We start from the raw sequence: 18,693 nt of genomic DNA, 5'->3' as shown, positions 1-18,693 counted from the left end.
TTGGGCGGTGGTCGTGAGGGGGTTTCCGCGGGCACTGTGGCCGGACGGGTGACGGTCAGGACCCCAGCTGCATCCTGAGCCACACCTCTACCTCGCCCACGTGCGAGGCCGCCGCCGCGCGGGCCGCCTCCGGGTCGCGGGCGACCAACGCCCGGTGGATCGCGGCGTGTTCGCGGCGGGTGCGGGCGAAGGCGCCCTCCTCCTGGTAGCCGCGCCAGACCCGGGCCCGGAACGTGCGGGACGAGAGGCCCTCCAGGATCGCGGCCATCGTGTCGTTGCCCGCGGCGGCGGCGATCTCGCGGTGGAAGGCGAGATCGTGGGCGAGGATCTCCTCGGGGTCGTCGGTGGCGTTCATCGCCGTGAGGTGTTTCTCGACCTCGGCCAGCTGGTCCGGGGTGATCCGGGCGGCGGCCAGAGCGGTCGCCGTCGACTCCAGGATGCGGCGGACCTCCAGGAGCTCGACCAGCTGCGGGCCGCGCGAGAGGTCGGCGACGACACCGAAGGTCTCCAGCAGGTCGCCCGCGTCCAGTTGCGTGACGTAGATGCCCGAACCGTGCCGGGCCTCCAGCACTCCCAGCACCGTGAGCGCGCGGATCGCCTCGCGCATCGAGCTGCGGGAGATGCCCAGTTGGGCCGCGAGGTCGCGTTCGGTGGGCAGCCGCTGGCCCGGTTCGAGGCGGCCCTCGCCGATCAGGGCCTTGATCGAGTCGATGGCGCGCTGGGTCACCGTGCCCTTCGGCGCGGCGGCCTCCGGTTCCGTCTCGCTCGGCAGGATCTCGTCCACGCCACTCCTCCTGTCGCCGGTCCGCGCAGTCTAATCACGGATGTGGTCGGACCACTACGGCTCGAAACCGCGAAAATTTGGCTCCTGAGGGTGTTGTAGGGCCGAAGTGGTCTGATAAATATTCCGGCAACTGCTCGATCACGCTCGATGAGGAGCCCGACAGATGGCCGGCAGCACAGTGCGGAACGGACGGCAAGGCAGACGACTGACCGCGTGGGCGGTGCGTGCGACGGCAGCGGCCGCGTGCGGCACCCTCGCGCTCACGGCGTGCGGCAGCACCAACGACACCGGCGCGTCCAGCGCCGGCGGGGGCGGCACCGGCAAGGTCGGGGTGATCCTGCCCCTGCTGACCTCGCCGTTCTGGCAGTCGTACAACGACTACGTGCCGAAGATGGCGAAGTCCGAAGGTGTGCAGGCGCTGAAGACGGTCAACTCCAACAGCGACCCCTCGCAGCAGATCACCGACATCAACAACGAGCTGAACCAGGGCGTCAAGGGCCTGGTCGTCGCCCCGCTGGACAGCGCCGCCATCGAAGCGGGCCTGGACCAGGCGGATCGCAAGGGCGTGCCGGTCGTCGCGGTCGACGTGGCGCCCGACAAGGGAAAGGTCGCGATGGTCGTGCGCGCCGACAACGTCGCGTACGGCACGAAGGCCTGCGACTACCTCGGGGCGCACATCACCAGCGGCAAGGTCGTGCAGATCATGGGCGACCTCGCCTCGGTCAACGGCCGTGACCGGTCGGAGGCGTTCAGGGCCTGCGTCAAGAAGAAGTACCCGAAGCTCAAGGTCCTGGAGATCCCCGCCAAGTGGGAGTCCGACACCGCGGCCTCCAAGCTCGACACGCTCCTCAACGCCAACCCCGACATCAAGGGCATCTACATGCAGGCGGGTGGCGTCTACCTCGCGCCGACGCTGCAGACCCTCAAGTCCAAGGGCCTGTTGAAGAAGGCGGGCCAGCCCGGACACATCGCGATCGTCTCGAACGACGGCATCCCGCAGGAGTTCGACGCGATCCGCAAGGGCGAGATCGACGCCACCGTCTCCCAGCCGGCCGACGCCTACGCCAAGTACGGCATGTACTACATCAAGGCCGCGATGGCGGGGAAGACCTTCAAGCCGGGTCCCACCGACCACGACTCCACGATCGTCAAGCTGCCCAGCGGCATCCTCGAGGACCAGCTCCCCGCGCCCCTGGTCACGAAGGACAACGTCGACGATCCCAAGCTCTGGGGCAACACGGTCAAATGAGTACCCCACTTGTTGAGGCGCGGGGCATCGTCAAGCGGTACGGCCCGACCGTCGCCCTCGCCGACGGCCAATTGACCGTGCTGCCGGGCGAGTCCCACGCTCTCGTCGGCCGCAACGGCGCGGGCAAGTCCACCCTCGTCACCGTCCTCACCGGACTTCAGGCCCCCGACGAGGGCACGGTCCGCTTCGACGGCGAGCCCGCGCCCCCGCTCACCGACCGCGACGCCTGGCGCGCCAAGGTCGCGTGCGTCTACCAGAAGCCCACGGTCGTACCCGAGTTGACGGTCGCCGAGAACCTGTTCATCAACCGGCAGCCGCAGTCCAGGGGCGGCGTCATCAGCTGGCGCAGGCTCCGCACCGAGGCCGCCGAACTCCTCGACACCTGGGACGTGCGCGTCGACCCCGATGCGCGCACCGCGGACCTCAAGGTCGAGGACCGCCAAATGGTGGAGATCGCACGGGCGTTGAGCTTCGGCGCCCGGTTCATCGTCCTCGACGAGCCGACCGCGCAGCTCGACAACCGGGAGATCGAGCGCCTCTTCACGCGCATGCGGGCTCTTCAGGAGTCGGGCGTCACTTTCCTGTTCATCTCGCACCACCTCCAGGAGGTGTACGAGGTGTGCCAGACCGTCACCGTGCTGCGCGACGCGCGCTGGATCACGACCGCACCGGTCGCCGACCTCCCGCGCAGGGCGCTCGTGGAGGCCATGGCGGGGGAGTCCATCGACGAACTCGAAGTACAGCTGAGGGAGTTGGACACCGAGGCGCCCGTCCTCCTGGAGGCGCGCGGGCTCACCTCCGAGACGTACGAGAACATCGACCTCACCGTCCGCAAGGGCGAGGTCGTCGGACTCGCCGGGTCGAGCGGCAGCGGCAAGATAGAGCTGGCCGAGTCCTTCACCGGGCTGTACACGCCGACCGGCGGGACGGCCCGACTCGACGGCCGGAAGCTGCCGTTCGGTGATGTGCAGGCCTCGTTGAAGGCCGGGGTCGGCTGTGTGCCGCGCGACCGGCACGGGCAGGGGCTGGTCTTCGGCATGTCCATCGGGGACAACGCGACCATGACGGTGCTGGACCGGCTCGGCCGTTTCGGGTTCGTCGGCACCGAGCGCAAGCGCGCCTTCGCCACCGAGCTGATCGACCGGCTCGACATCCACACCGAAGGCCCCGAACAGCCCGTCTCCGACCTGTCGGGCGGCAACGCGCAGAAGGTCGTCATGGCCCGCGCGCTCGCCTCCGACCCCCGGCTGCTGGTCCTCATCAACCCCACCGCGGGCGTCGACGTGAAGTCCAAGGAGTCACTGCTCGCCCGCATGGACAGCGCCCGCGACGACGGCACCGCCGTGCTCGTCGTCTCCGACGAACTCGACGACCTGCGGCGCTGCGACCGCGTCCTCGTCCTCTTCCACGGCCGTGTCGTCGCCGAGCACCCGGCGGGCTGGCGCGACCACGAGCTGATCGCCTCCATCGAAGGAGTGGACCATGGCTGACACCAAGGCGGCCCCGGCGCCCACCGCCCCCCGCACCGCCGGGGCGCGCTCGGCCCGGACGGTCCTGCTCCGCCGGGCCCGTGAACTCGCCCTCGTACCAGCCCTGTTGGTGCTGCTGATACTCGGCGCGATCGTCAACGACTCGTTCCTCACCGAACGGAACCTGATCTCGATCCTGGGCGCCTCCGCCGCCCTCGCGATGGTCGTCCTCGCCGAGTCGCTGATCCTCATCACCGGCAAGATCGACCTGTCGCTGGAGTCGGTGGTCGGTATCGCGCCCGCCATCGGCGCCCTGCTGGTCCTGCCGACCGCCGAGTCCGGCTGGGGCACCGAGTGGGCGGCCCCGCTCGCCCTCGTCGCGGTCCTCGTCGTGGGCGGGATCATCGGTGCCTTCAACGGCATCCTCGTGGTGAAGTTCAAGCTCAACGCCTTCATCGTCACCCTCGCGATGCTGATCGTGCTGCGCGGGCTGCTGGTCGGCGCCACCAAGGGCAAGACGCTGTTCGGCATGCCGGACTCCTTCTTCACCCTGGCCACCTCCACCTTCCTCAACGTCCCGATGTCGGTGTGGCTGGCCGCGGTCTGCTTCGCGATCGCCGGGTTCGTGCTCAAGTACCACCGCGTCGGCCGCGCTCTCTACGCGATCGGCGGCAACCAGGAGGCGGCCCGCGCCGCCGGCATCCGCGTCGACCGCATGCTCCTGGGGGTGTCCGTCGTCGCCGGTGTCCTCGCCTCGGTGGGCGGCATCATGCAGACCGGCTACGTCGGCGCCATCAGCGCCAACCAGGGCAACAACATGATCTTCACCGTCATGGCGGCCGCGGTCATCGGCGGCATCAGCCTCGACGGCGGCAAGGGCACCATGTTCGGCGCGCTGACCGGCGTCCTCCTGCTGGGAGTCGTGCAGAACCTGCTCACCCTCGCCCAGGTCCCGTCCTTCTGGATCCAGGCCATCTACGGCGGGATCATCCTGGTCGCCCTGATGATCGCCCGCGTCACCACCGGCCGCGCCCAGGACTGACCCCACCGGCTTCCGGCACCCGCACGGCACCGGATCCCTGTCCCCGACCGAAAGGCCTTCCGTGTCCCCGATCCCCGGCCCCCTCGCCCGTGTCACCGCGGTCGACACCTACGACATCCGCTTCCCCACCTCGCGTGAGCTGGACGGCTCCGACGCGATGAACCCGGACCCCGACTACTCGGCCGCGTACGTCGTGCTGCGCACCGACTCCGCCGACGGGCACGAGGGGCACGGGTTCTCCTTCACCATCGGGCGGGGCAACGATGTCCAGGTCGCCGCGATCGACGCGCTGCGGGACCATGTGATCGGCCGGTCCGTCGACGAACTCTGCGCGGATCCGGGGACGTTGAACCGCGACCTGATCGGCGACAGCCAACTCCGGTGGCTGGGGCCCGAGAAGGGCGTGATGCACATGGCGATCGGCGCCGTGGTCAACGCGGCCTGGGACCTCACCGCCAAGCGCGCGGGCAAACCGCTCTGGCAGCTCCTCGCCGACGCCGACCCCGAATGGCTCGTCGGCCAGATCGACTTCAGATACATCACCGACGCGCTCACCCCGGCCGAGGCCCTCGACATCCTGCGCCGCGGGAAAGCGGGCGCGGAAGGCCGTAGGCACACGCTGCTGGAGCGCGGCTTCCCCGCCTACACCACCTCCGCCGGGTGGCTCGGCTACGACGACGAGAAGCTCACCCGGCTCGCCGCGCAGGCCGTCGCCGACGGCTTCCGGCAGATCAAGCTGAAGGTCGGCGCCGACCTCGACGACGACATCCGCCGCTGCCGGGTGGCCCGTTCGGTCGTCGGACCCGACATCCGCATGGCGATCGACGCCAACCAGCGCTGGGACGTGGCCGAGGCGATCCGCTGGACCAAGGCCCTCGCCGAGTTCGACCCGTACTGGATCGAGGAACCCACCAGCCCCGACGACGTGCTGGGCCACGCCACCATCCGCGCGGCCGTCGCCCCGGTCAAGGTCGCCACCGGCGAACACGTCCAGAACCGCATCGTCTTCAAGCAGTTGCTCCAGGCGGGCGCCCTCGACATCCTCCAGATAGACGCGGCCCGCGTCGGCGGCGTCAACGAGAACCTGGCGATCCTGCTGCTCGCCGCCAAGTTCGGCGTCCCCGTCTGCCCGCACGCGGGCGGCGTCGGACTGTGCGAACTGGTCCAGCACCTCTCGATGTTCGACTACCTCGCCGTCGCCGGCACCACCGACGACCGCGTCATCGAGTACGTCGATCATCTGCACGACCACTTCCTCGATCCGGTGGTGATCGGCGAGGGTCACTACATGGCACCCACCGCGCCCGGTTTCTCGGCCACCATGCGGCCCGAGTCGATCGCGCGGTACACGTTCCCCGGCGGCACCTTCTGGGCCGCCGATCTCGACCGGCAGAAGGGACACGCGGCATGACCGACTTCCAGGGGCTCAGGGCCCTGGTCACCGGCGGCGCCTCCGGCATCGGCCGGGCCACCGCCGAACTCCTCGCCGAGCGCGGCGCGTCGGTCGCCGTGCTCGACCTCGACCCCTCCTCCGTCGAGAAGCCGCTGCTCGGCCACCGCGCCGACGTCACCGACGACGCGTCCGTACGCCAGGCCGTCGCCGCCGCCGTCACCGACCTCGGCGGACTCGACGTGGTGGTCAACAACGCGGGCATCGGCGCGCAGGGCACGGTCGAGGACAACGACGACGAGGAATGGCACCGCGTCTTCGACGTGAACGTTCTCGGCATGGTCCGCGTCGCCCGCGCCGCCCTCCCGCACCTGCGCGAGTCGTCCCACGCGGCGATCGTCAACACCTGCTCCATCGCCGCCACGGCGGGACTGCCCCAACGCGCCCTGTACAGCGCCACGAAGGGCGCCGTGTACTCCCTCACCCTCGCCATGGCCGCCGACCACCTCCGCGAGGGCGTCCGCGTCAACTGCGTCAACCCCGGTACGGCGGACACCCCTTGGGTCGGCCGCCTTCTCGACTCGGCGTCCGACCCGGCCGCCGAACGTGCCGCCCTGGCCGCCCGCCAGCCCTCGGGACGCCTCGTCTCGGCGGCCGAAGTCGCGGGAGCCATCGCCTACTTGGCGAGCCCGCTCTCCGGCGCCACCACCGGCACCTCCCTCGCCGTGGACGGCGGCATGCAGGGGCTGCGGCTGCGGCCGGTGGGCCAGTGAGCACCCTCGGCGGCAGCGGGGTCGAGGTCAGCGGACTGGGCTTCGGCGGGGCCGCGATCGCCAACCTGTACACCGAGGTGAGCGACGACCAGGCGCACCAGGCCGTCAACACGGCCTGGCAGCACGGCATTCGCTACTTCGACACCGCCCCGCACTACGGCCTCGGCCTGTCCGAGCGACGGATCGGCGCGGCGCTGCGCGAGCACCCGCGGTCGTCGTACACGCTCTCCACCAAGGTCGGACGGCGACTGGAACGCGTCGAGACGGTGACCGGCGACGACCTCGCCAGCGGTTTCGCCGTGCCCGCCGACCAGCGCCGAGTCTGGGACTTCAGCGCCGACGGGATACGCCGCACCCTGGACGCCAGCCTCGAACGGCTCGGCACCGACCACGTCGACATCGTCTACCTCCACGACCCCGACGACCACGCCGAACAGGCCTTCCGCGAGGGCTATCCGGCGCTGGAGAAGCTGCGCGCGGAGGGCGTCGTCGGGGCGATCGGTGCCGGCATGAACCAGGCCGGGATGCTGACCCGGTTCATCCGGGACACGGACGTGGACGTGGTGCTGTGCGCCGGGCGCTACACCCTGCTCGACCAGAGCGCGCTCGCCGAACTGCTCCCGGCCGCGGCGGCACGCGGCAGGTCCGTGGTGATCGGCGGGGCCTTCAACTCCGGCCTGCTGGCGGACCCGAAGCCCGACGCGACGTACAACTACGCCCAGGCCCCAGCGGAGTTGCTGGACCGCGCCCTGCGGATGAAGGCGGTGGCCGAGCGCCACGGCGTCACCCTGCGCGCCGCCGCCCTCGCCTTCTGCGCGGCCCACCCCGCCGTGGCGAGCGTCCTGGTCGGCGCGCGTTCGGAGGCCGAAGCGCGGGACTGCGCCGAGCAGTTCGCCGCGCGGGTGCCCGCCGGGTTCTGGCAGGAACTGCGGGACACGGGGCTGCTGTCCGCCGACGCCCCGATCCCCACGGAGGAGCCGTCATGAGAGTGGCCCTGCACACCAAGGTCCGCGCCGACCGGATCGCCGCCTACGAGGACGCCCACCGCGAAGTTCCCAAGGAGCTCACCGCAGCGATCCGCGCCGCCGGTGCCACCTCCTGGACGATCTGGCGCAGCGGCACCGACCTCTTCCACGTCCTGGACTGCGACGACTACGCCCGACTCCTCGCCGAGCTGGACCAGCTCCCGGTGAACGTCGCCTGGCAGGCCCGCATGACCCAGCTCCTCGACGTGGTCCACGACTACTCGAGCCAGGGCGCCGACGCCGGCCTGCCCGTCGTATGGGAGCTGCCATGACGGTCGACGCCCACCACCACGTCTGGGACCTCTCGGTCCGCGACCAGGACTGGATCACCGGAGACGAACTCCAGCCGCTGCGCCGGGACTTCACCGTCGCCGACCTCGCACCGGAGGCCCGCGCGGCCGGCGTCGACCGGACCGTCCTCGTCCAGACGGTCACCGTCGCCGAGGAGACCCCCGAGTTCCTCGCCCTCGCCGACGCGCACGACCTGATCACCGGAGTCGTCGGCTGGACCGACCTCACCCGCCCGGACATCGCCGACGAACTCGCCCGCCTGCGCGAACTCCCCGGCGGCCGGTACCTGAAGGGCATCCGCCACCAGGTGCAGGGCGAGCCCGACCCGAACTGGCTGCTGCGCCCGGACGTCCGCCGCGGCCTCACCGCCCTGGCCGACGCCGGACTCGTCTACGACCTGGTCGTCCTGCCGAAGCAGCTTCCTGCCGCCGTCAAGGCCGCCGAGTCCCTGCCCCAACTCGCCTTCGTCCTGGACCACTTGGGCAAGCCTCCCGTCGCCTCGGGCCACCAGGAACCCTGGGCGACCTCCGTCCGCGCCCTGGCCGCGCTCCCCAACACGTACTGCAAGCTCTCCGGCCTGGTCACGGAGGCGGACTGGAAGACCTGGCGCACGGAGGACCTCCAGCCGTACACGGACACCGCACTCGACGCCTTCGGCCCGAGCCGTCTGATGTTCGGCTCCGACTGGCCGGTGTGCCTACTGGCCGCGACGTACGACCAAGTCGCCGACACGGCACGGGAGTTGACCTACGCGCTCGGCGCCGCCGAACGCGCCGAGGTCTTCGAGGGCACCGCCACGCGCGTCTACGGCCTCTGAGCGGCCGTGCCGAGCCGGGTCGGCGGCAGATACTCCCGCACGAACGTCCGCTCCCAGCACGCGCCCGTCTCCCTCAACTCCCGCCAGGTCGTGTAGCGGTAGCGGAAGAGGCGGGCGCGGATGCAGCGCGGGGGAGCGTCGGCCGGGAACGGGGAGCGGCGCAGGAGCCGTAGGGTGTCGCGGTCGTTCTCCAGGAGGCGTTCCACCAGGGCGCCGAACCACGGCTCGGCGTAGCCGGGAGAGAGGGCCGCAAACCACATCATCCAGTCCAGGCGGAGATGGTAGGGCGCGAACTGGCGTGGCCAGCGGCGGGGATCGCCCGGCTTGCCCTTGAACTCGTACTCCTGCCAGCCGGATTCCTCGTGGGGTACGGCGTCGGCCGTGCCCTCGACCACCACCTCGTAGCGGATGCGGCCGACGGTGCCGAACGCGCCGTAGGTGTTGACCAGATGGAGCGGGTCGAAGGAGCGGTTCATGATCTGCCGGCGGGAGACCATGTTGAGCACCGGGCGGTGGCTCAGCCAGAGGAGCAGGGCCGCGACGGCGAGGACCGTGACCTCGTACCAGAGCGGCGGTGCGGCCGTGGGCGGTGGTGTGTGCGGGAACCCGATCGCGGAGACGGCCAGCACGATGGTGATCCAGTTCAGCCAGGAGAAGTTGCCGGACAGGACCAGCCACAGCTGGGTCGCGATCATCAGGGACGCGGCGGCCGTCGCGACCGGCTGAGGGGTGAACAGCAACACGGGGACCACGAGTTGGGTGACGTGGTTGGCGGCCACCTCGATCCGGTGCAGGGGGCGGGGGAGGTGGTGGAAGAACCAGCTCAACGGGCCCGGCATCGGCTGTGTCTCGTGATGGAAGTCCAGGCACGTCAGCTTCCGCCAGCACGCGTCGCCTCGGAGCTTGATCAGGCCCGCGCCGAACTCCACCCGGAACAGGATCCAGCGGAGCAGGAACAGCACCACGACCGGCGGCGCCACCTCGTCGTTGCCGAGGAAGACGGCCAGGAAGCCGACCTCGAGGAGCAGTGACTCCCAGCCGAACCCGTACCAGGTCTGGCCCACGTTGACGATCGACAGGTAGAGGACCCAAGGGATCGCCCACAGCAACATCCCGCCCCAGAGCGGTAGTCGGGAGTCCAGGCCGACGATCAGTGCCGCCGACACCGCGCAGCCCGTCCACGTGCAGGCCGCGAAGAAGCGGTCCGTGTAGTGGAGTTGGAAGAGGCTCGGGGCCCGGCGGAACGGTGCGCGGGCGACGAAGCGGGGGACCGGCAGCATGCCGCGTTCGCCGATCAGCGCGCGGAACTGCAGGGCCGCCGTCAGGAACGCGACCAGATAGACCCCGGCCAGGGCCCGCTGGAAGACCAGTCGGCTCAGCCAGTAGTCGGGTGCGGTGAACCATCCCAAGACCGGGTCCTCCTCCCTTCGTCGGCGGGTCCGAAGCGGGCTTCACTCTCCGTGTTCCATGCCTCCGGTTGCGTAACCCAAGTGAGTGAAGCAGACAATAGTGGCGAATCACCCGGCTTGAGGCGGGAGAACCTGGTGCGCACATCCACCGGAACCATCGCCACGGCCTGCGCGCTGTCGGCGGCGCTCCTCGTCGCCGGCTGCGGCGGCGACGGCGGCAAGGACACGAAGTCGAGCGGCGAGGTCTTCCTCCAGCCCGTCGCGGCACAGGGCCCCGACCCGTTCACGGACTCCACGGCGACCGCCGCGAGCACACCGTCACGGGTCACCCGAACGCCGCAGTCCACACCTGCGCAGTCCACACCTGCGCGGTCGACACCCGCGTACTCCGCACCGACGCGGACCGCGGCCACGCCGACGGGCCCCCTGCGGGCCGTCTCCGGCGCCACGCCCGGCCTGTACGGCGGCACCGCGCGGACCGGCAGCTGTGACGTCGAGCGGCAGATCTCCTATCTCACCGCCGACCAGGCCAAGGCCCGCGCCTTCGCGCGGGCCGAGGGGATCTCGCCGGGCGGTATCCCCGGCTATCTGCGCGGGCTGACCTCGGTCGTGCTGCGCGCCGACACCCAGGTCACCAACCACGGGTTCCGTGACGCGCGGGTGACCGGGTTCCAGTCGGTCCTCCAGGCAGGAACCGCCGTCCTCGTCGACAACCGGGGCGTGCCCCGCGTCCGCTGCGCCTGCGGCAACCCGCTCAAGGCGGGCGAGGCGGGTCGAGGCTCCGTCGGGAGCGGTGGCGCCAGTGCTGGCGGCCGGGCCTGGTCCGGGTTCCGGCCCGCCGAGGTGGTCGTGGTGACACCCGCACCCCAGGTGATCACCAACATCACGATCATCAACATCGTCGACAACACCTGGATCGAACGGCCCCTCGGGCACCGCGGGCCCCATCACGACCATGTCGTGCCCCGACCGCCGCACGTGCTGCCGACACCCACGCCCACGCCGTCGCACACCGGGCCGTCCCCGCGACCGCACGACAGCGGGTCCAGCGTCTCGCCCGGCACCGGCACGAGCCCCTCGCAGAGCCCGAGCGACAGCGCGAGCAGCAGCCCGAGCGTCGGTGCGAGTGACAGCCCGAGCGACATCCCGAGCGACAGTGCCAGTGCCTCCCGGAGCCCCGGCGACGGTACGAGCCCCTCGCCGAGGGACGAGAGCGTGTCGCCCGGTGACAGTTCCACCGCCCCCGACTGCACGACCCCGACCGTCACGGTCACCCCGGGCGTGCCCGGTGACGCGCCCGCGTCACCCGGTGCCGCGGACTGCCCCGCCGCCACCGTCACGGCCACCCCGACGACCAGCTCGCCCGGCACCACGCTCACCCCGTCCCAGCGCAGCTCCGCGCCGGGCGCCGGGACGGTCGTACCGGAGGCGTCCCAGGGTCAGGACTCCGCGGACGAGATCGGTCCGCCGTCCGTCCCGGAGACCCCCGACCTGCCCGACGGCGGCGGGCTGATCCCCGACGACACCACCACCGGCAGCATCTTCGACAGCCCCACGAGCGTCGTCGACGGCTGAGCGCGCCGGGTGCCGCCGTAGCGGTGGGACAAGTCGAAGAATCGGGCGAATCCTGGCAAGGTGGGCCGCATGGTTGATCGGGGAGCGAGCGCCCTGTCACTCCCGGACGACTGGCCCGCCCACCCGGACCCGATCCTGGCGCTCAACCGCATGGGCAGCTTCGACTGGGACCTGGACAACGGCCTGTTCCACATGGACGCCCAGGCCCTCGAGGTCTTCGACCTGCGCGCCGACGAATACGACGGACGTCCCGAGTCGCTGGCGAACCGGGTCCCGCCGACGGAGGGCTACCGGCTCGACGGGCTCGTCTCCCAGGCCATGAAGGACGGCAGCGAGAACTACGGCGCCTACTTCCGGGTGCGGCTGCGCGACGGCACCCTCCGCTGGACCCACACCCAGGGCTACATCCGGCGCGACGAGACGGGCCGCCCGCGCCGGATCATCGGCATCGTCCGGGACGCCACGCGGGAACTCGCCGAGAGCGCCGCCCGCCGAGAACAGGCCGCCCAGGACGCGGCGCTGCGCCGGCAGACCAACGTCGTGCAGCTCACCACCGCCGCCCTCGCCCACGCCCGGACCGTCCAGGACGTCATCGACGTCCTCAAGGACACCCACGGTCTCGTCCACCTCGGCGCGACCAGCCTGGTCATGGGACTGGTCGAGGCCGGGCGCATCCGGCTCGTCGCGGAAGGGCCCGAGGGCAGCTTCGTACCCGGCACGGAGGTCACCCGGATCGACGAGCCGTACCCGATGGGGGAGGTCGTACGGACCCTGGCCCCTGCGTTCATCGAGTCCCCCGAGGAGTTCGCCGAGCGGTACCCGCTGCTGTGGCCGCACATCACGGACCTGCACATCACGGCCGCCGCGTATCTGCCGCTGATCGCGCAGGGGCGGCCGATCGGGGCGATGGGGCTGCTCTACAACGACCGGCGCAGTTTCACCGTGGACGAGCGGAACGTGCTGGTCGCGCTGGGCAGCAGCATCGCGCAGAGCCTCCAGCGCGCGATGCTCTACGAGCAGGAGAAGGACCTCGCGCAGGGCCTCCAGCAGGCGATGCTGCCGCGCGCGATCCCGAGCGTGCCGGGCGCCGACGTCGCCGTCCGGTACCGGTCCGCGAAGCTCGGGCGGGACATCGGCGGCGACTGGTACGACCTGATCCCGCTGCCGGGCGGGCGGGTCGGCGCGGTCATCGGGGACGTCCAGGGGCACGACACGCACGCCGCCGCCGTCATGGGGCAACTGCGCATCGTCCTCAAGGCGTACGCGGCCGAGGGACACACCCCGGCCACCGTGATGGCCCGCGCGTCCGTGTTCCTCCACGAACTCGACACCGAGCGCTTCGCCACCTGCCTCTACGCCGAGGTCGATCTGTCGACCGGAGTGGTGCAGGTGGTCCGGGCCGGGCATATCGACCCGCTGGTCCGGCAGTTGGACGGGACGTCCCGCAGGATGACCGTCGTGGGCGGGCTGCCGCTCGGGCTCTCCGCCGAGTTCGGGCGGCTCGAATATCCCGTCTCGACCATCGAACTCGACCCGGGCGAGACCCTGCTGCTGTGCACCGACGGCCTCGTCGAACAGCCCGGGGCCGACCTCGACGACGGCATGCAGACCCTCGCCGCGCTCATCGCGTCCGGGCCCGACGACGTGCGCGACCTCGCCGATCTGCTCATCGATGTGGCCGAGGAGCGCGGCGGCGAGGACGACGTGGCGCTGCTCCTGCTCCGCAGGCGCGGGCTCGACGCGCCGCAGTCCGGCGGGCGGCTCCAGCAGCATGTGGGCCCCGGTGACGCCGAGGCCCTCACCGAGGCGCGGCACATGATCCGGGCGGCGGTCCGCGCGTGGGGCGCGGGCGAGCGGTCCGACGAGGTCGAGCTGGTCGCCGACGAGCTGATCACCAACGCGCTGATGCACACCGAGGGCTCCGCGATCGTCACCCTCAGGGTCCTCAACGGCACGGAACGCAGGCTGCGGGTCGAGGTCGAGGACTCCTCCAGCGCCCTTCCCCGGCGCCGCGAGGCGGGCGAGAGCGGGGTCTCCGGACGCGGGCTGCTCCTGGTCGACCTGCTCACGGACGTGTGGGGCGTGGAGGCGCGGGGGAGCGGCAAGTGCGTGTGGTGCGAGTTCCTGGTGCCGGACCCGAGCTGACGTCATGGCGGGTGAGCCCCGGCCCGGGCCGAGCTGACCCCGCGCGTCCCTGATGGCACCCTGGACGTATGCCGGAACTCCCCGAGGTCGAAGCGCTGAAGGACTTCCTGACCGAACACCTCGTCGGCCACGAGATCGTACGGGTGCTGCCCGTCGCCATCAGCGTCCTGAAGACGTACGACCCTCCGCTCACCGCGCTGGAGGGGCACGAGGTGGTGGCCGTGCACCGGTACGGCAAGTTCCTGGATGTCGAGACGGACGGCGGCCCGCACTTCGTGACCCACCTGGCCCGCGCGGGCTGGCTGCACTGGAAGGACCGCCTCCCGGACGGGCCGCCCCGCCCCGGCAAGGGCCCGCTGGCGCTCCGGGTGGCCCTGGAGACCGGCGAGGGCTTCGACCTCACGGAGGCGGGCACGCAAAAGCGTCTCGCGGTGTACGTCGTCGCCGACCCGCAGGAGGTCCCGGGCGTCGCCCGCCTCGGCCCCGACCCCCTCGCCGACGACTTCGACGAGCAGGCCTTCGCCGACCTGCTCAAGGACGAACGCCGCCAGCTCAAGGGCGCCCTGCGCGACCAGACCCTGATCGCCGGGGTCGGCAACGCGTACAGCGACGAGATCCTGCACGCCGCGAAGATGTCCCCGTTCAAACTGGCGGCGTCCCTGACCCCGGCCGAGACCCACACGCTCTACACGGCCCTCCGCACCACGCTGACGGAGGCCGTCGAACGCTCCCGAGGCGTGGCGGCAGGCCGCCTGAAGGCCGAGAAGAAGAGCGGCCTGCGCGTCCACGGCCGCACCGGCGAGGCCTGCCCGGTCTGCGGCGACACCATTCGCGAGGTCTCGTTCAGCGACTCCTCGCTCCAGTACTGCCCGACCTGCCAGACGGGCGGCAAGCCGCTGGCGGACCGGCGGATGTCGAAGCTGCTCAAGTAGCTACCAGGGCACCGGGGTCCCGTCCCAGGACACGAACCGGCCCGTCGGCCCGTCGTCCGGCAGCAGCGCCAGGTCGACGGCTCCCCGCGCCGCCTCCGCCGGGTCGCCGTCGCTCGCGGCGGCCCGCTCGTTGAGGTCCGTCGCGCGGAGGCCGGGGGCCAGGGCGTTCACCTTGAAGCCGTCCGCCGCCAGGGACTGGGCGTAGAAGAGGGTCAGGGCGTTGAGGGCCGACTTGGACGAGCGGTACGCGGCGCCCGAGCCGGCATGCAGCGCGAACTCGCGGTCCGGGTCGGCGCTCCAGGTCAGGGAGCCGGTGCCGCTGGACACGTTCACGATGCGGGGGTGCGGGGAGCGGCGCAGGGCGGGGAGGAAGGCGTTGGTGACGGCCAGGACGCCGAAGACGTTCGTCTCGTAGGTGCGGCGGAAGTCGTCGAGGTCCGCCTCCGGTGCGGGGGCGCCGCCGGCCATGATCCCGGCGTTGTTGACCAGGACGTCCAGGGTGTCCACCTGCCGTGCCGCCGCCGCGATGCTGTCCGCGTCCGTGACGTCGAGGATCAACGGCCGTGCGCCGCCGCCCAGTTCCGCCGCCGCCCGTTCGCCCCGGGCGGCGTCGCGCGAGCCGACGTGGACGGTGAATCCCTCGGCGACCAGCAGGCGGGCAATTTCCTTGCCGATGCCCTTGTTGGCCCCTGTGACGAGTGCTGTGGAATCGTTCATGGAGACGACGATTCCGCAGCCGGGGGCGCCGAACCAGGGACAACCGATCCCTGTCAGCCGAAGGGCGGTCGAAGTACGGCCGGCGGGGCGGCTGGAGAACACGCGGGCGGCCGTCGGAAGGCTCGCCTCGGAAGGCTGTCGTAAGGAGGCACCGTGACCGGTAAGCAAGAGCTCGCCCGGTTCCTGCGGGGGCGGCGGGAGTTGCTGGTGCCCGCAGACGTGGGGCTGCCCGGTGGAGCGGCACGGCGGACCCTCGGGCTGCGGCGGGAAGAGGTCGCCGAGCTGGCCCACATGTCCGTCGACTACTACGCCCGTCTCGAACAGGCACGCGGGCCGCGCCCCTCGCCCCGCATTCTCGACGCCCTCAGCGGCGTGTTCCGGCTGACCCCGGCCGAGCGGACCCATCTGTTCCGGCTGGCGGGGACCCAGGTGACCCCGCCCGCGTCGCCGGTGCGGACGGTGCGCCCGCATGTGGCGGCCCTGCTGCGCCGGATCCCGGACACGGCGGCCATCGTCACCGACGCGACCTACGACGTCATCGCCTGGAACCCACTGGCCGCCGCCGTGTTCGGCGGGGACCTCGACGCGCGGCCGAACCAGGCGCGCCGACGGTTCCTCGGGCGGCCGATGGAGAGTTCCAGCACCGAGGAGTTCGGCGCCATCGTCGTGGCCCGGCTGCGGCGCGCTGCCGACCGCTATCCGCACGACCCGCAGCTCACCCGGCTGCTGGCCGAACTGCGCGCCGGCAGCGAGGAGTTCAGGGAGATCTGGGCGACCGGTCCGGTGCACGCCCCGGGTCATCGCAGCAAGACCCTGACCCACCCGGAGGCGGGCCGCCTGCGGGTGAACTGCGATGTGCTCACCGTCCCGCACGACGACCAGCAGGTCGTCTTCGTCACCGCGGACCCGGGGACCCCCTCCGCACGGGCCCTGCGGCAACTGGCCTCCCGGAAGCGGGACTTCAGTGCGAGGTGAGCCGTACCAGCTGTCGGCCGTCCTCGGTCCGTACGTCGTAGTGGTCGATCTCGGTGGGGTGCATCGCCGCGCCACCCTGCATCGTGATCATCGTCGCGTCGTGCGCGGGGACGTTCCAACTGGTCACGGTCTGCTCGGAACCGTCGCGGCCGACGACCACGAGACGGCATGAGCGCGGTCCCGCGCCGTCCTTGATCTTGAGGGACACGTCACTGCCGTAGTTCTCGTCGGCGGCCGTGATCTGGGCCCACACGCCCGACTTCGCGTCGGTCGCGGTGAGTTGCACGGCCCCGTCGCCGTGCCCGACGAGGGTCGCCACCGCGGGGCCGCCCACGGCGAACACCACCGACGCGGCCACGGCGTACAGAAACCTCCGCCGTCCGGCCCGCTGTCGCGAGGCCACCTCGCCGAGCAACCGGTCCAGCAGGCGCGGGCCGGGTTGTGCCATGGGGTGCACAGAGCGCGGCGTCGCACGCCGGTACAGCATCAACTGCCGTGAGGCGGGACCGAATTCGGTCACATGAGCCGCGCAACTGGTGCACTCCATGAGGTGATCCTCGAAGCGGAAGGCGTCCGCCTCGTCCAGCACGCCTAGCGCGTACGCGCCGACGTCGCGATGCCTTTCCAGGGACCTCATGCCGAATCCTCGTGCCGTTAGGTGCGGGTGGGGTTACTCCTTGCTCCCATCGGTACGCACCAGCCAGCCGAATCACTCAAGGCACACACAGAATCGCAACCTACGGATTCGGAGCGGCCGGGCCCGCGGATTGGTCCCATTTCAAAAAAGATGGATGGCGAGATGGCCGAGCGGCAGACCCAGTTGCCAGGCGGGCGTCCAGACCTTCGGTCCGTCGTCCTCGCCGGTCACCGGACCGCCTCCCGGCACCGCGTCCAGATCCGGTGCGAGCAGCTCGGTCTCCTCCAGCCACCGCCAGGCCGCGTCCGCCAGCGCCAAGTCCGGTGAGTCGGCACCGGCTTCGCGTGTCTCGGCCGTCAACCTGGACATACGTTCCTGGACCCAGTCCTGCCACGGCTGGTCGTACGCCGTCAGCGAAAGCCAGGTCTCCAGCTGGGTCACCACCCGGATTCCGGACAGCTCGCCGTCCGTGTCGGAGAGGAAGATGGTCAGCGCCAGCGCGTCCCGTCCCGCACGGAACTCGAAGGACGTCGGCGGCATCAGGTCGCCGGTCCGCAGCAACTCGTCGGCGATGTACTCGGCGTACAACCAGGCCATGGGGACGGTGAGTTCACCGCCACCGGTGCCGTCCGTGCTCTCTTGACCTCTGTGCAGCATCCCTTCCTGCCTTCCTCCGGTGCGTGCGCGTCGCCCGGCGCAGGGTTCCGCGAGGAACCCCGAGCCCCCCAGTCCGGAACACGGATGAGGACAGCCGATTACTCAACAGGGGTGCTGGGCAAGGCGCTTTACGGAGGTTTGACCAATGGATTGGTTTCACCGCAGGTCGGCCGCGTAACCCGGCAACACCCGGCGCAGGGCACGCAGGGCGTAGAACGCACGGGACTTCACCGTACCGGGCGGAATCCCGAGTGCCGCCGCGGCCTCCGCCACACTCGCCCCGTGGAAGTACACGAGCACCAGGACTTCACGGTGCTCCGGAGTGAGTGTCTTCACAGCCTCCCGCACATCGAGCGTCGCCGCCGACCGTTCCGCGTGATCGGCACAGACGCGGGCGTTCTCCAGCACCGCGTCCCCGACCTCGGGCGGTCGCGCCTGCCGGGCCCGGCGCGCGTCGATGGCGAGCCGCCGGCCCACCGTCAGCAGCCAGGGCCGTACGGACTCGAAGTCGTCGGCGCGCAGCGCCTCGGGATGCTGCCAGGCGCGGACGAGGGTCTCCTGGACGAGGTCCTCGGCGCGCTGGCGGTCGCCGTCGCAGAGCCGGAGCAGCAGCGCGAAGAGCGGCCTGCCGTGCTCGCGCTGGAGTGCGGCGAGCTCGTGCTCGGCGGTCGTTCCGTCTCTGAGCGTGGGTCCGGCCGTCATGGCCGTATGGCATCGCAGGGGGCGGCCCGGGGACAGGGGGCGCACGAGGGGCTTGCGGCGGACGGTCGATCGCGTCGACGAACGGTGCGACGAACGGTCCGCGC

General features: G+C 71.2%; 18 protein-coding genes. 12 read left to right on the top strand and 6 right to left on the bottom strand.

What is annotated here, in order from left to right:
• Positions 1-55 precede the first annotated feature (55 nt).
• A complete protein-coding gene (locus tag OHT77_RS06075) occupies positions 56-784 on the bottom strand; it encodes a FadR/GntR family transcriptional regulator (RefSeq protein WP_328826956.1) in 729 nt (242 codons plus the stop codon).
• Between the two features lie 163 nt (positions 785-947).
• On the opposite strand from OHT77_RS06075, the gene OHT77_RS06070 reads away from it, so the two are divergent.
• From OHT77_RS06070 to OHT77_RS06035, 8 genes are all read left to right on the top strand, one after another.
• Positions 948-2,033, top strand: coding sequence for a sugar ABC transporter substrate-binding protein (locus OHT77_RS06070; protein WP_328826955.1), 1,086 nt, complete (start codon positions 948-950; stop codon positions 2,031-2,033).
• Positions 2,030-3,523, top strand: a complete 1,494-nt coding sequence (locus tag OHT77_RS06065) for a sugar ABC transporter ATP-binding protein (protein ID WP_328826954.1) — start codon at positions 2,030-2,032, stop codon at positions 3,521-3,523. Before OHT77_RS06070 ends, OHT77_RS06065 begins: the two co-directional genes overlap by 4 nt.
• On the top strand, positions 3,516-4,544 hold the full coding sequence (locus tag OHT77_RS06060; RefSeq protein ID WP_328826953.1) for an ABC transporter permease: 1,029 nt from the start codon (positions 3,516-3,518) through the stop codon (positions 4,542-4,544). Before OHT77_RS06065 ends, OHT77_RS06060 begins: the two co-directional genes overlap by 8 nt.
• A gap of 61 nt (positions 4,545-4,605) precedes the next feature.
• Positions 4,606-5,955 carry an L-fuconate dehydratase gene (locus OHT77_RS06055; RefSeq protein ID WP_328826952.1) on the top strand — a complete coding sequence of 450 codons (1,350 nt, stop codon included), beginning with the start codon at positions 4,606-4,608 and terminating at the stop codon, positions 5,953-5,955.
• Entirely contained in the window at positions 5,952-6,707 is a 756-nt protein-coding gene (locus tag OHT77_RS06050; protein WP_328826951.1) for an SDR family NAD(P)-dependent oxidoreductase, read from the top strand. The genes OHT77_RS06055 and OHT77_RS06050 overlap by 4 nt, the downstream gene beginning before the upstream one ends.
• Positions 6,704-7,693 carry an aldo/keto reductase gene (locus OHT77_RS06045; protein ID WP_328826950.1) on the top strand — a complete coding sequence of 330 codons (990 nt, stop codon included), beginning with the start codon at positions 6,704-6,706 and terminating at the stop codon, positions 7,691-7,693. The genes OHT77_RS06050 and OHT77_RS06045 overlap by 4 nt, the downstream gene beginning before the upstream one ends.
• Positions 7,690-8,004, top strand: a complete 315-nt coding sequence (locus OHT77_RS06040; protein ID WP_266777580.1) for an L-rhamnose mutarotase — start codon at positions 7,690-7,692, stop codon at positions 8,002-8,004. The genes OHT77_RS06045 and OHT77_RS06040 overlap by 4 nt, the downstream gene beginning before the upstream one ends.
• Positions 8,001-8,840: an amidohydrolase family protein gene (locus OHT77_RS06035; protein WP_328826949.1), complete on the top strand. Its 840-nt coding sequence runs from the start codon at positions 8,001-8,003 to the stop codon at positions 8,838-8,840. Before OHT77_RS06040 ends, OHT77_RS06035 begins: the two co-directional genes overlap by 4 nt.
• Here OHT77_RS06035 and OHT77_RS06030 read toward each other — a convergent pair.
• The gene (locus OHT77_RS06030) at positions 8,828-10,249 is read right to left on the bottom strand and encodes a lipase maturation factor family protein (RefSeq protein ID WP_328826948.1); all 1,422 of its coding nucleotides are present in this window, start codon (positions 10,247-10,249) and stop codon (positions 8,828-8,830) included. The genes OHT77_RS06035 and OHT77_RS06030 overlap by 13 nt on opposite strands.
• 135 nt (positions 10,250-10,384) lie before the next feature.
• Here OHT77_RS06030 and OHT77_RS06025 point away from each other — a divergent pair, with 135 nt between their 5' ends.
• From OHT77_RS06025 to OHT77_RS06015, 3 genes are all read left to right on the top strand, one after another.
• The gene (locus OHT77_RS06025; RefSeq protein ID WP_328826947.1) at positions 10,385-11,824 is read left to right on the top strand and encodes a DUF6777 domain-containing protein; all 1,440 of its coding nucleotides are present in this window, start codon (positions 10,385-10,387) and stop codon (positions 11,822-11,824) included.
• Positions 11,825-11,893: 69 nt separating this feature from the next.
• Positions 11,894-13,969, top strand: a complete 2,076-nt coding sequence (locus tag OHT77_RS06020; protein WP_328826945.1) for a SpoIIE family protein phosphatase — start codon at positions 11,894-11,896, stop codon at positions 13,967-13,969.
• 68 nt (positions 13,970-14,037) lie between these two features.
• Positions 14,038-14,901, top strand: coding sequence for an Fpg/Nei family DNA glycosylase (locus OHT77_RS06015; protein ID WP_328826944.1), 864 nt, complete (start codon positions 14,038-14,040; stop codon positions 14,899-14,901).
• On the opposite strand, the gene OHT77_RS06010 is transcribed toward OHT77_RS06015, so the two are convergent.
• Positions 14,902-15,618: an SDR family NAD(P)-dependent oxidoreductase gene (locus OHT77_RS06010; protein ID WP_328826943.1), complete on the bottom strand. Its 717-nt coding sequence runs from the start codon at positions 15,616-15,618 to the stop codon at positions 14,902-14,904.
• Positions 15,619-15,771: 153 nt separating this feature from the next.
• Between OHT77_RS06010 and OHT77_RS06005 the strand changes: the two genes are divergently transcribed.
• Entirely contained in the window at positions 15,772-16,593 is an 822-nt protein-coding gene (locus tag OHT77_RS06005; protein WP_328826942.1) for a helix-turn-helix transcriptional regulator, read from the top strand.
• On the opposite strand, the gene OHT77_RS06000 is transcribed toward OHT77_RS06005, so the two are convergent.
• The 3 genes from OHT77_RS06000 to OHT77_RS05990 form a co-directional block, all read right to left on the bottom strand.
• A complete protein-coding gene (locus tag OHT77_RS06000) occupies positions 16,580-17,230 on the bottom strand; it encodes a zf-HC2 domain-containing protein (protein WP_328826941.1) in 651 nt (216 codons plus the stop codon). The genes OHT77_RS06005 and OHT77_RS06000 overlap by 14 nt on opposite strands.
• Positions 17,231-17,371: 141 nt before the next feature.
• Positions 17,372-17,887, bottom strand: a complete 516-nt coding sequence (locus OHT77_RS05995) for a hypothetical protein (protein WP_328826940.1) — start codon at positions 17,885-17,887, stop codon at positions 17,372-17,374.
• A 156-nt stretch (positions 17,888-18,043) separates the two neighbouring features.
• On the bottom strand, positions 18,044-18,589 hold the full coding sequence (locus OHT77_RS05990) for a sigma-70 family RNA polymerase sigma factor (protein WP_266777600.1): 546 nt from the start codon (positions 18,587-18,589) through the stop codon (positions 18,044-18,046).
• Positions 18,590-18,693: the final 104 nt, after the last annotated feature.

The sequence above is a fragment of the Streptomyces sp. NBC_00252 genome (genome assembly GCF_036187565.1).
Classification (GTDB): domain Bacteria; phylum Actinomycetota; class Actinomycetes; order Streptomycetales; family Streptomycetaceae; genus Streptomyces.
The sequence above is the reverse complement of the archived record's forward strand: the minus strand, read 5'-3'. Positions and strand labels throughout refer to the sequence as shown.